Here is a 13,331-nt window from a genome sequence, read left to right on the forward strand (position 1 = left end):
ATGGAGATGAGACAGCCATGCGTTTTCTATTTTTGCTAACCGCCTTATTCCTTGCTTCACTGAATCTTCGTCCGGCCATTTCATCTGTCTCGCCGCTGCTCGAAACGATCCGCGAGTCGCTTGGCATGAGTGGAGCACTCGCCAGCCTGCTGACCTCGCTTCCTGTACTGTGCATGGGCTTTTTCGCCCCTGCAGCCGTAAAGCTCAGCTCCCGCTTCGGCTTGGAGCGGACGGTAGCCTGCTGCCTGCTGCTCATCGGCGGCGCTACCGCGGCGAGATTCGTCGCCTCCACGGGCTGGATGCTGCTGCTAACCGCTCTTGTCGCCGGGATCGGCATCGCGATTACAGGACCGCTGCTATCCGGCTTCGTCAAGCGCCATTTTGACAATCCCACCGCTATCGTCGGTGTCTATTCAATGTCACTGGTCATCGGAGCGGGACTCGGCGCCGCGCTGGCTGTGCCGCTGCAATCCGCCCTCAATGATTCCTGGCAGGCATCCGCTGCCTCCTGGTCGGTGCTCGCCTTCGCCGCTCTTCTATTCTGGTGGCGGCCGATCAAGCCGAAGCAGCGGGTAGCTGGCTCGGATGAGCCCGCTGTGCAGACGACGCCGCAAGCCAAGCGTGCCGGACTGCCGCTGCGCAGCAAGCGCGCCTGGCTGCTGACGGGCTTCTTCGGGCTGATGGCTGTCATCTTCTATTCGATGACGGCATGGCTCGCACCGATCGTGGAGGAGATGGGCGCCAGCAGGCAGACAGCCGGCTCGGTGCTGACGCTATTCACCGTGGTGCAGATTCCGATGAGCCTGCTCATGCCACTCCTCATCAGCCGCTATCAGCGCCGTGGCGTATGGCTCGTTGCCTGCTCGCTCCTGGAGCTGATCGGTCTGCTGCTTCTGCTGCTGCACGCATCGCCATGGCTGATTGCCATCGTGCTGGGGCTAGGTGCTGGAGGACTGTTCCCGATCGCTCTGATGCTGCCGATCGATGAGGCGGCCGATGCGGAGGAAGCAAGCTCACTGTCTGCCATGACCCAATCTGGCGGCTACATGATTGCCTCACTCGGGCCGCTGTTTGTCGGCGTGATGCACGACAGATTCGGAGGCTATACGTCTGCCATCTATGGTCTGGCAATCCTGGTCATCGTGATGATTGTGATTCAGCTTCGAATTGGCAGCAAGCAGCCAGAGAAGCATCGCAGCACACAACAAGCATAGCAGCAGCAAGCGCAAAAGCTGGCGAGATTGCAACCAAATGCAAGCGCGCCAGCGGCGCTCCCCCGTTGTAACCGATTTCTTCGCATTAAATTCGCTTTTTCAGCCGTTTTCACCCCTTCCCGAACCTTTACAGTTATTGCTCACAAGGCGTATCATTCATCTCGTAACATATATTGCAAGAACGCTGAGTCCTGCAATCATGCAGGAGCGGGGGAACCGAACAGGCAAGCGATGCGAGCGCGATTGAGGAAACGCTCTGCATTCATGCCTATGGGGTGAATCGTCAGGCGCAAGCCGTGGCGTAGGGCTGCCTCCTCAGGCCCGAATCCGTCAGCTAACCCCGTAAGCGTCAAGAGAGGAAGAAATACCGATGGTTACTCAATTGAAACGGCTGTTTATCGGACGACCGATGAAAAGCAGCGCCCTGGCCAATGAAAAGCTCGGCAAGCTGAAGGCGCTGGCCGTCCTCTCGTCCGATGCCCTGTCTTCGGTCGCTTACGGCACGGAGCAGATTCTGCTCGTGCTGCTGCTGGCTGGAACTGCCGCACTCTGGTACTCGCTGCCGATCGCTGTCGCAGTGCTTGGGCTGCTGCTGATTCTCATCCTGTCTTACCGCCAGACGATCGCCGCTTATCCGACTGGAGGCGGTGCGTATATCGTTGCCAAAGACAATCTGGGCACGGCAACTGGCCTGCTCGCGGGCGGCTCGCTGCTCGTCGATTACATCTTGACTGTCGCCGTGAGCTCGTCAGCGGGGACCGATGCGATCGTCTCCGCCTTTCCCGCGCTGCATGATGACCGAGTGGGGATCGCGCTGATCATGATCGGATTTCTTACCATCATGAATCTGCGCGGTGTAACAGAATCTGCCAGCGTGCTGGCTATCCCTGTCTACCTGTTCGTCATCGCCATCTTCGCCCTCCTTGTGACCGGAGCGATTCGTTTTCTAAGTGGGGATATGCACTCAGCATCATCTGGAGCTGGAGCTGCGCTGCATGGCGTCACACTCTTCCTGCTGCTGAAGGCGTTCAGCTCGGGCTGCTCGGCTCTGACCGGCGTCGAAGCGATGTCCAATGCGGTGCCGCATTTTCGCGAGCCTGCGCCCCGCAACGCATCGACCACTCTCGTTATGATGGGCGTGCTGCTGGGTGCGATGTTTATGGGGATCACGCTGCTCGCCTACGGCTACGGCATTGTCCCCAATGCCAAATCTACGGTCGTCTCGCAGATCGCAGAGGCGGTGCTTGGGCGCAATATCTTCTATTATATGATTCAGGGCGTGACGGCCCTTATCTTGTTTATGGCTGCCAATACCGCCTATTCTGCCTTCCCGCTCCTGGCCTACATGCTGGCCAAGGATAAATATATGCCGCGGGCATTCACAGTGCGCGGCGACCGACTCGGGTTCTCGAACGGCATCGTGTTCCTGGGCGTCCTGTCCGCCGCACTCATCCTCGCGTTTGGAGGAGAGACAGAGGGCTTGATCCCGCTCTATGCCGTCGGCGTATTCATTCCATTCACCCTGTCACAGCTCGGGATGATCGTAAGATGGCTTCGCCTGAAGCCGGCTGGCTGGGTACCCAAGCTGATCATGAATACGATCGGGATGCTGACGACCTTGTTCATTACGCTCATCTTCATCTTCACCAAGTGGAGCCAGGTTTGGGTCGTGTTTGTGTTCTTGCCGCTTGTCATCCTGTTGTTCTATCGTATTCACCAGCACTACAGCAACATAGCCGAGGAGCTACGCATCGAGCCTGAGAAGGAGAAGCCGTATATAGCCAAGGGAACGATCATTGTTCCTGTTGCCGGCATTACGCGGGTTGTCATGCATTCGCTCAGCTATGCCCGTTCGTTAAGCGATCAGGTGGTCGCCGTCTATGTCGGCTTTAGTGATGAGGAGCTTGAGGCGATGGAACGCAAATGGGAGCAATGGAATCCCGGCGTCAGACTCGTCGTTATCCGCTCCAGCTACCGGAGCGTCATTCGCCCGCTGCTCAAGTTTATTCACACGGTGGAAGCCAAATCGCCGGAGCATGGCCCCGTGACTGTGCTGATTCCACAATTCATTACGCGCAGTTGGTGGCATGCCATGCTCCATAATCAGACCAGCCTGCTCCTGCGGGCGCAACTGTTCCGGCAGCAGGATATTGTGGTCACGACGGTGCCCTATCATTTGAAGCGGTAGCGGCGCGGCCACGTTCATTGCTGATCCTCCATGCTTCGGGCGCAGCCTGGCTTAGCTTTCCGGCTCATGGAACGCTACCCAGGCTTGCCCTGCACAGGGAGAAGAATGCGCCTCTCCTTCCTAATTACACTGAAGCTTAGAATTCATTCCCTATTTTGAGAACGTATTCAATTAGTGCAAATGATGTTGTGTTTTTACATAGACATCCTTGTCGCTCAATTTTATGATGGAAGAGTCCGCAGTGATTCCCGAGGTTCAACGGCAATGGAACCCAACATGAATATGAGGAGAAGAGGGATGCTATGAGTCGATTTATATTATCCGCTTTCGCAGATGAGATCGATACCGATCTGAACACTCAGATGGATGTATTGGAACAGCACGGCATCAAGCATATTGAAATGCGCGGGGTGGGCGGCAGGCTGATTGTAGACTACACATTAGACGAAGCCAGAGAAATTAAGCGCGCTCTGGATGCAAGAGGCTTCAGGCTATCCGCCTTAGGCTCCCCTACAGGCAAGATTGGCATCACGGACGAATTCGGGCCTCATCTTGAACAGTTCAAGCATACTGTAGAGCTCGCAAGGCTGCTGGAGTGCCGTTATATCCGTATGTTCAGCTTTTATATTCCCAAGGGAGAGGCCCCGGAAGACTATCGTGATGAGGTGATCGCTCGCTGGAGCCAATTCGTCCAGGCGGCAGCGGGCAGTGGATTGGTGCTGCTGCATGAGAATGAGCATGGCATCTACGGCGACACCCCCGAACGCTGTCTTGATCTTGTGCAATCACTGCAGAGCGATCAGGTGCAGCTCATCTTCGACTTCGCCAACTTCGTCCAATGCGGCGTCGTCAATTACCCTGACGCGTATGAGCTGCTGGAGAAGCATATTGCCTATATCCATGTTAAGGACGCCCTGCGCACGAACGGCTCCGTCGTGCCAGCCGGGGACGGCGACGGCCATGTCAGAGAAATATTGCAGCGACTATCCGCAAGCGGTTACGATGGCTTCCTGTCCCTGGAGCCGCATCTGTGGTCCTATTCGGATTTCTCCAGATTGGAAGCGGATTCTCCAGGGTACGCGCTGCCAGAGGGATCTGCCAAGCGGTTCGCTGTGGCTGTACACGCGATCAAGAAGCTGCTAAGCGAAATACAGGATGAGCATCACCGGGAGGAGGCTTGAATATGAACCATGTACGAATCGGTATCATCGGCATCGGCAGCATGGGCTCCGCTCATGCCAGAGAGCTCATGGCGGGCAAGGTGGCTCATGCCGAGCTGACCGCTGTATGCGATGTGCGTCCTGAGAGACTGGAATGGGCGCAGCAGCATCTGGGGGAGCACATCGCGCGATTCGATCAGCCTGGGGAGCTGCTCCGCTCGGGGACTGTGGATGCCGTATTAATCGCCACGCCGCATTATGATCACCCGACGCTGGCAATCGAAGCTCTCCAGCAAGGTCTTCATACGTTGATTGAGAAGCCGGCAGGCGTCTACACCAAGGCAGTAGCCGAGATGAATGCGGTCGCTCTGAAGAGTGGCAAAGTATTCGCCATTATGTACAATCAGCGCACCAATCCGCTGTACCGCAAGCTCAAGGACTTGATTGACTCAGGAGAGCTTGGCGAGTTGAAGCGTTCGATCTGGATTATTACGAATTGGTACCGGCCACAGAGCTATTATGATTCCGGTAGCTGGCGCGCCACCTGGGCTGGAGAAGGCGGCGGCGTGCTGCTCAACCAGGATCCGCATCAGCTCGATCTGTGGCAATGGATGTGCGGGATGCCCAAGCGGGTGCGGGCCTTCATGTCTTTTGGCAAATATCGCAATATTGAGGTGGAGGACGACGTTACAGCGTATGTGGAATATGACAATGGCGCCACCGGACTGTTCGTCACGACAACAGGCGAAGCGCCAGGCACGAACCGGCTGGAGGTCACCGGGGATCGCGGCAAAATTGTCATCGAGGACAACAAGCTCACCTTCTGGAGACTCCGTGTGCCCGAGAGCCAATTCAACCGGGAATTCAAAGGCGGATTCGGCAGCCCGGAATGCTGGAAATGCGACATCCCCGCCTATGGAGATAACTCACAGCATCTGGGGATTATGAGAAACTGGGTAGAGGCGATTCGGAATGGAACGGAACTCATCGCTCCCGGTATCGAGGGAATTCACGGCTTGACTCTCTCCAATGCAATGCACCTCTCCGCCTGGACAGATGACTGGGCAGAGCTGCCGCTGGATGAGGAGCTGTTCTACACGAAGCTCCAGGACAGGATCGCGGCCTCTACCTTCCATAAGGACGCAGCGAACATTGCGCTTGATGTGACGGGAACCCATTAAGATTACATGGGTGACGGATACTTCTTCTATCGAAGAGAGGCGGTGCAGGGTGGTCAACACCCTGGCACCGCCTCTTGTTCATGTCGATCCAGCCATCGACGGTCCTAACCATCCCCCCATCACAATCACCGCAAGTATCAGGTAGTTCTCCCCTGCGATGAGTACACTATGGAGACCGCAGCAATCCAGCTTGCTGCTGTTACCCTACGATTCCCGTCCGCTCCACGCTCTCTACAAAATGACGCTGAACGAACAGATAAATGATAATTAGCGGCAGAATAGCCAGCAGAATCCCTGTATCCTGTACCATGCTCAGGTAGAACGGATCCTCCGCCGAGCCGCCATTTTGCAGCCGCTGCAAATTATAGGGCAAGGACGAGAGCTGTGTAGCCATTACCTTGCTTGAGGTCAGATAAGTCGTCGTATAGAAGCTGTCATTCCATTGCCAGACGAATGAGAACAGACTGACCGTCAGGATGGATGGCAGCGAGTTCGGCAGCATGATGCGGGTGAAGGTCTTGGTCACATTAGCCCCGTCCACATACGCCGCCTCCTCCACTTCCTTCGGGATGCCCCGGAAGAACTGCCGGAAGATGAAGATGAACAAGCCTGCCTTGAACGACATCGCCGTGGCCGAGGTTAAGATGAACGGCCAATACGTATTGAGCAAATTCACCGGTTTGCCGGTAATCAGCGGAATGATGCCGAACAGGGTGAAATCCTTCAGATTGAGATACATCGGGATCAGTATCGTCGTCGGCGGTACCAGAATCGTCAGGATGACGCATCCGAACAGCAGATTGCTCCCCTTGAACTTCAGCCTCGCAAATCCATACCCTGCCAGCGCGCAGGCGATCACCGTCAGTATAGTGGTCGTTCCCGACAAAGAAAATGTATTTAGCAGCGTCTTCCAATAATCCATGAACTTAATCGCATTGCTGAAATTCGCCCAGGAAAAATTCTCCGGAATCCAGACCACAACTGGCGAATACAGATCGGATCTGTCCTTGATGGCTACCGATATTTTCTTCAAGATCGGAAAGATAATGACAAAGGACAGCCCGGTAATGAGCACAAAGCGAACCATGGACCACAGCCATCCCTTCCAATTGTTCAGCGATAGCAGATGGGTTTTCACAAATGTCAACATATGCCTCCCCCTCCCCCTTCCCCAAGCCCGCTTGGGCCACAGCGTATCCCTGCGTTGTCAGTCATAGTAGAACACCCGCTTCGATATAATATAGCTGCTGACTGCCAAGATTAACGCTACTGCCAGGAAGTAGATCCATGCCATCGCAGAGCTTAATCCGAAGTTAAAGCTTGAGAAGCCTGTCGTTCGTATGAGAGTCGTCGTCGAATTGCTGGCGAACGAATCAATGACCGTATAGATGACATTGACCAAAATAAGCGGGCTGACCATCGGGAACGTAATCTTCCAGAACGCCTCATAGCCGGTAGCTCCTTCGATCTTGGATGCCTCGTAGAGCTGCGGAGAGATGGTCTGAATGCCTGCAAGGAAGATCAGGAGCTGCACGCCGGACTTGCTGACAATTTCATAGATGCGATCAACCGCCCCTGTCAGATAGGTGACGATCCAATCGCTGACGCCTGCGCGTACCATCATCCGTTCCAGCTCGAAGGTACCCAGGGCATTCAAGAACCGCCCTCCCTGATTTTCGGCATTCACCGCCTCGATCAGGCTGTTCGTCTCCAGCGAAGCAATCACGCCCGAAGCCAGGATTACCGGCAGGAAGAAGATCGCTCTGGCTGCCGATCGCCCAAAGAAATGCTGGTTCAGCAGCACAGCCAGGAACAGGCTGAAAATGACGATGAGCGGAACATTCACAACCATATTCAGGATCGATTCGGTCAATGCCCGATTAAAGTTCGTATTCACCGTCAGCGCTTCGATATAGTTGGCTAGGCCGATGTATTCGACAGTGAGCCCCTCTTCGGTGCTCTGAACCGTGCTCAAGCTATAACGCAAGGAATTAATTAATGGAATCAGGAAGAACAGGGAGAAGCCGATCAGCCAGGGCAGTACATAGACCAATCCCCAAAGCGCTTTTTGCTGCTCATAGGTTCTGCGTCTTTTCGTCGTCTTCATTACCGTTTTCAGGATCGCTCACCACCCGTTGTGAAGCCTTCGGCTTCGATTGTCACGCCTCCCGCAGTTACAGGTGCAGCGTTATAGTTGACAATGACATAGAAGCCATTCTCATATCCCGTCTTGTATACACCGTCAGCCAGCTTCTCATGGGAGACGATTCCCTTGCCCTGCGCCTGCTTCATGACCTCGTTCATTTCACCATAGAGCTGCTGAGCAAGGTCGATCCATTCCTTGTACTGAACCGAATAGAAATAATCATATTCCGTCTCCTTCACTGCCGCATTCTGCTCATACGTCCAGGTGAAATACGGATGCGCGCCATACTCCAGACATTTCAATAGATATTGTCTCGGATTCGTGTATGTGGACAGATTGTATGGCGACCCCGTATAGTCGCTGTATCCCCGCACCACCATCTGATAGAACGGGATCGCCTCATCCTCCAGCTTGAAGCCGCTATTGGACATCGGCACATTCGTGACATCCGTTGCATAAGGCAGGGCGTAGGCATTGCCCCCATCTACCATGATGCGCAGTCCGGAGGACTGAATGCTGCGCAGTGCCGCTGTAGCTACTGCTTCCGTCTCGACCCGATCCACGGTCTTCCCCTTGCGGAAGTCGCTATTCAACTGGTCGCCCAGATCGCGCAGCGAGATGCTGTCCATCTGAAGGCGCTGCAATCCGCCCAGCAGCCCTTCGGTCACCTTGCCAAGCTTGGCTGGCGATAGCAGATAGGCCGGCGTGCGCGTGCGGTCACGGCGGTTCAATGCCTGATCGAGCGGATAGATGTACGCCGGGTCTCCGGTTAATCGTCGTGAAGCATCGCCGCTCGTGCTGAGGCCATCCGTATTGGAGAAGTTCAGCAAGGCTACATCAGGGAAGAAGGACACGCCCGACTGCTTCGCAAAGGCGCGGAACCTCTCCAGCCCCGATGCGCCCCCGATGGCGCTGTCAACCTTCACCTTCGACGGAACCGCTTGCCCGACTCCGCCGTTGAACCATCCCGAATATTGGATGCGAACATTCGAGATCTGACGTTCCTGCAGCTCGGAGACGATGGTCTGCGCCTCCTCCAATGTCGTTAACGGCAGTTGCGCGCGGTATGGAATACCAAGCATATGCTTCTGTGTATTGATGCTGCCGATCAACTGTAGATAGAACGGGATATTCTCATCTGCGCTCCCGGCAGTTGGTGCAGGTGGTGCAAGCAGCTCCCGGTCTGCCAAATATCGCTGGTAATATCTCGCCATGCCTTCATAGGAGGCCTCATCGCCGCTAAGGAACGCATAGCGCACGACATAATCCGTCTCCATCGGCTTCTCCTGGAATTTGGGAAGTGAGCGCTGCTGCGAACCGGCATTGAGCGTCACATCGTCCTTATGTCTATAGTAAAAGGTCGGATACACAAAGTTATAGCTGTTCAGGCGGCCGTTCACATCGGCATTGATGAGCGCTGACGCAGCTCCCTGCTCGATCACACCCAGAAAGGCTCCTCTTTCCTTGATAATACCGAAAACCGGCAGTCGGATCTTCTGATCACGAACGAGATAATCCGTCTTGTCATTGGTCAAGTCTCGTCCGTATACCTCCTGCTGATAGACCGGATAGGTGGACTTGCCGTTATTAAAGTGAATGAGAGCGCCCGATCCGTCCGGCACGAATAACGATCCCTGCTCCTTAGCGCTCCCGGCGCCAAAATAATTCAATACCGTCACCTGATTAATCGGATAGTTCGGCGAATGGTGAATACTACTTGACGGAATCTTCGCCACAAGCGTATTCCCATCCAGTGTATACTCGATGGAAATCATAAAAATACGCGGGGTCGGTCTGGTCTGATCCAGACTCAATTCGGCGATGTCCCGTTCCAGATCCTCCTCCGTATAGCCCGCTAAGCGGAAGGCCTCCAGCGCTCGCTGAAGCTGCAGACCTTTCAGCGAGCCGTCATTGCGGCTGTATAATCCGGTTTCCTTATCCTCGCGGTAGGCGATGACGAGCGCCCGCTTGCCTCCTGCCTCTAGCTTGCTGGTAATCTCCTCCAGCCGCTCCTTGCTCAGCATCTTGGGCATGTCATCGACGGACGGTTCATATTTACCGAATTGGTAGGTCACCCGGATGCCATTCTCAATCGGCTCATACGCCACCTGACCGAGTGCGGCGCTGTCCGAGAACGTATTAACCGAGCTGGACTGACCCAATGAATTATAAAAACTGATGCGTGACTGAGCCGATAGCATATCCCGGTTGACTCCCGTTGCAATCGTATCTGACTCGCGATCCTCCGGGTTGCTGCGCCAGATCTCACTGCTGCGCTTGTCAACCACGGCAATCTCCGCCGTCGTCTCATCGATGAACAGTCTCAGGCTTCCATTGTCAACGATGCCCTTCATTGCGGAGAGGCGAGCATCCGTGAAGGCCGCCTGCAGATGCTTGCTCTTCGGGAGCGTCGTCATCTGCTCCCCTGCGGACATTTCCACCGAGCGCGAGCAGCCTGCCGCAATGCCTCCCAGTATGAGGAATGCGATACCGATCAGCACCATCTTCCATTTCCGCATATCGTCTTCCCCCTTTCTACTTCCGCAATGATATTTCCTGATAGATCGTCATCACAAAGGATACAATCTGTTGAATCAGGCTAAAGAACAATAAACATAAGAACGCCATAAAAGCCATGGCGACTGCCGTCAAGCATAACGTCAAGATCGTCTTCATCGGTGTAAATTGGTGGACGGTCATATTGCCGACGAACAGCAGATAGAGACTCCAGGCCGCCGCCACGCTGCCGGAGAAGTAGAAGAAGGAAGCCTCCTCCAGTGAAATAAAGTTGCTGAGCACGATCCACGGCACCTGAATCAGTATGATCGGGAATAGAGCAAAGCAGGTGGAGGTAAAAATCTCCGTAAACTTGCCCTCGCCATCCAGCAGCGTCGTCAGCGACCAGTTGGCGATGCTGAAGAACAGCACCGGTATGACGACAAACACAATTTCCATAATGCTATTCAGCTCTTGGGGATGGGCAAAATTAACGAGAAACCCGTTGTACTGATTTTGCAAAATCATCGTCATCGCCAACAGTGCCAAAATAACGAAGGCCGTCCGGAGAATCGTCTGCTGACGAAGCTCATACTTCAATTCCCAATATGCATCATATGGATGAACAGCCAGGTAAAGCGGAAATTTGAGCCAGGCTTTATTCAATGGACACGACCTTCTTTCTCCCTCTCGTCTTCAGAATCTTGCGCAGTGCAAGCACAGCGATCGACCCCACGACAAGCCCTGTCATGATCGTCGGAAAATAACTGCGAAGCGTTTCCTTGCGGTATAGCACGAATGCCTTGGAATAATATTTGCGATCCATGCTGCGGTTGAAGTACTCTACCGCCTGCTTGTAATTCCCCTGTCGAAGAGCCGCCTTGCCCAGCCCGTTATAGGCATACTCCAGATTGGCGTTCATATTGACCGCTTGCTCGAACAAGGCCGCCGCTTGCTCCTCGTCTCCCTGGTAATAGCTTCGCACGGCATCGTTAAGGACACGACCGTATTGCGTCGTCTCAAAAACTGTAATCTCTCCCAGCCCCCGATCGAGCACCAGGAACCGGTCTCCCAGCCTCTCGATAGCTACGGGGGTATGGAATTCACCCGTCCGGTTGCCCAGATCGCCGAAAATATAGAGCAGATAGCCGTCGCCATCATACGTGAAGATTCGGCCCTTCTTGGCATCCAGTACAGAGTATATCTCGCTATCCGTGACATCAATATCGATCAGCCTCGGCGGGCCGTCATAGCTGGTGTAGCGAATATCTCCACCGGGATCGAAGTAGCCTCCGCGCCGCAGAATGTCTGCTCCCTGCGCATTCAGCTTCTTGACCGTGTTGCCCCATGAGTCGCCATTGGTTGCGTAGATGAAGCCCTCCCGATCGATATCCAGGCTTGTAAATTCAGTGGGTGTGAACTGCACCATCTGACTCCGCTGCTCTCTGGTCGACAGCAGCTTCCATAGATATTCAACCGGATCGACGGACACCCGGTTCGCGCCGATAAATGACGTAAACTCGCCATCGGCGTTAAACTCCATGAATCCATCGAATACACCGATCGCCATCACATAGACTCGGTTGGCCCTATCGACCACCACCCGGGCCGGTTGGAACACGAAGCTGCTCTGGAGCAGATCCGATTGCGGCGCCTCGATGATCTTCACCAGCCGATCCTGCTCATCCAGATGCACAACCCGGCGATTGCCGGTATCCGCGATATAGACATGCTTGGCCTCGGTGACGAAGATGCCCTGCGGCTTGTTGAAGCGGTCGGCTCCCCCGAAGGAATCGATAATACGAATCAGCTTCAGTTGTTCATCCAGCACTACGACCCGATTATTGCCACTATCGAGCACATACACCTCCTGATCATCCGATACATACAGATCACTCGGCTCCTGGAAGGCTCCAGCTCCGGACTTCTCCCCATTCTCCAGCAGACTCGCCTGGTATGCGGCTGGCGCAGCGACCGTCGTTCCCCAATAGGAGTAATTATAGGACGGTGCCGAAGCATGAACACTCGCGGGGGTCATGAGCACGCCCGCCAGCAAACTAACCATAATGACGCTATAGATGAATCCTCGTATACGGTTCTGCATCGTTCATGCCTCCCTTCTAGTCCTTCATCCCGGAAGTAGCCATCGTCTGTATGACGCTGCTCTGCGAGATGAGGAAGAGTGTGATCGGCACGACCATGATGACAAGCGCAACAGCCGCGCCTACGCCGGCTCTAGCAATGCCACCCTGGATAATCTGTCCCAAGGCATAGTTGAGCGTCTTCAGATTTTCACTGTAGATGAAGCTTCCGCCATCCGAGCCCCACAGCATAGGGAATTGCAGAATCATCAGTGTCAGCCACGCCGGCTTCACGTTGGGCATCACGATGCTCCAGAAGATCCTGTACTCTGATGCGCCGTCAATCTTTGCTGCTTCCAGCAGCGCATTCGGAATCTGCTCCATGAATTGCTTCATGAGAAACAATCCCAGTGAAAAGGACAGCGACGGCACAATAAGCGAAGCGTGCGTATCAATCCAACCCAGCACCGACATTACCATGTAGTTCGGAACAGCCGTAACATGCGGGGAGAACATCAAGGACAGCACAACAATCGAGAATAGTACGGTCGAGCCGGGAAATTTGTATTTGGCCAGCGGGTAGGCTGCCGCTGATGACAGCAATATATGTCCAACCGTCCCTACCGTCGTAATGAATATCGTGTTGGAGATATATCTGGAGAACGGCACCCATGAATTGCTCATCAGCAGAACCAGGTCATAAAAATTGTCCATCGTCGGGTTATATACAAGAAATCGTGGCGGGAAAATAAAGAGCTCATCCAGCGGCTTAAACGCATTGTTCACGGTATAGATAAGCGGCAGCGCCATAAATGCTCCGAAAGCCGCCAAAAACAGAAACAGAAGAAAGCTCATCGACCAGGAT

General features: G+C 54.5%; 10 protein-coding genes and 1 riboswitch. Of the genes, 4 read left to right on the top strand and 6 right to left on the bottom strand.

The features are described 5' to 3' along the window. Positions 1-17 precede the first annotated feature (17 nt). The 4 genes from ACY1JZ_RS04065 to ACY1JZ_RS04080 all read left to right on the top strand — a co-directional run bounded on the left by ACY1JZ_RS04065 (position 18) and on the right by ACY1JZ_RS04080 (position 5,743). The gene (locus tag ACY1JZ_RS04065) at positions 18-1,214 is read left to right on the top strand and encodes an MFS transporter (protein ID WP_462628176.1); all 1,197 of its coding nucleotides are present in this window, start codon (positions 18-20) and stop codon (positions 1,212-1,214) included. Positions 1,215-1,386: 172 nt separating this feature from the next. Then, positions 1,387-1,577: riboswitch (cyclic di-AMP (ydaO/yuaA leader) on the top strand. A 7-nt stretch (positions 1,578-1,584) separates the two neighbouring features. Continuing rightward, entirely contained in the window at positions 1,585-3,402 is a 1,818-nt protein-coding gene (gene kimA / locus ACY1JZ_RS04070) for a potassium transporter KimA (protein ID WP_462628177.1), read from the top strand. A gap of 302 nt (positions 3,403-3,704) precedes the next feature. Then, entirely contained in the window at positions 3,705-4,583 is an 879-nt protein-coding gene (locus ACY1JZ_RS04075; RefSeq protein ID WP_270170896.1) for a sugar phosphate isomerase/epimerase family protein, read from the top strand. 2 nt (positions 4,584-4,585) lie between these two features. Next, the gene (locus tag ACY1JZ_RS04080; RefSeq protein WP_462628178.1) at positions 4,586-5,743 is read left to right on the top strand and encodes a Gfo/Idh/MocA family protein; all 1,158 of its coding nucleotides are present in this window, start codon (positions 4,586-4,588) and stop codon (positions 5,741-5,743) included. 199 nt (positions 5,744-5,942) lie between these two features. Here ACY1JZ_RS04080 and ACY1JZ_RS04085 read toward each other — a convergent pair whose 3' ends face one another. From ACY1JZ_RS04085 to ACY1JZ_RS04110, 6 genes are read right to left on the bottom strand one after another with little or no spacing between them, the layout of a single operon-like run. Continuing rightward, positions 5,943-6,893, bottom strand: coding sequence for a carbohydrate ABC transporter permease (locus tag ACY1JZ_RS04085; protein ID WP_270170894.1), 951 nt, complete (start codon positions 6,891-6,893; stop codon positions 5,943-5,945). 57 nt (positions 6,894-6,950) lie between these two features. Further along, positions 6,951-7,850 carry a carbohydrate ABC transporter permease gene (locus ACY1JZ_RS04090; protein ID WP_270170893.1) on the bottom strand — a complete coding sequence of 300 codons (900 nt, stop codon included), beginning with the start codon at positions 7,848-7,850 and terminating at the stop codon, positions 6,951-6,953. Between the two features lie 8 nt (positions 7,851-7,858). Continuing rightward, entirely contained in the window at positions 7,859-10,408 is a 2,550-nt protein-coding gene (locus ACY1JZ_RS04095) for a DUF5696 domain-containing protein (protein WP_462628179.1), read from the bottom strand. 16 nt (positions 10,409-10,424) lie between these two features. Continuing rightward, the gene (locus ACY1JZ_RS04100; protein ID WP_462628180.1) at positions 10,425-11,051 is read right to left on the bottom strand and encodes a Yip1 family protein; all 627 of its coding nucleotides are present in this window, start codon (positions 11,049-11,051) and stop codon (positions 10,425-10,427) included. Beyond that, positions 11,044-12,489 carry a hypothetical protein gene (locus ACY1JZ_RS04105; RefSeq protein WP_462628181.1) on the bottom strand — a complete coding sequence of 482 codons (1,446 nt, stop codon included), beginning with the start codon at positions 12,487-12,489 and terminating at the stop codon, positions 11,044-11,046. Before ACY1JZ_RS04105 ends, ACY1JZ_RS04100 begins: the two co-directional genes overlap by 8 nt. 16 nt (positions 12,490-12,505) lie before the next feature. Further along, on the bottom strand, positions 12,506-13,321 hold the full coding sequence (locus ACY1JZ_RS04110; protein WP_442954907.1) for a carbohydrate ABC transporter permease: 816 nt from the start codon (positions 13,319-13,321) through the stop codon (positions 12,506-12,508). Positions 13,322-13,331: the final 10 nt, after the last annotated feature.

This window comes from Paenibacillus sp. J5 (assembly GCF_054955055.1).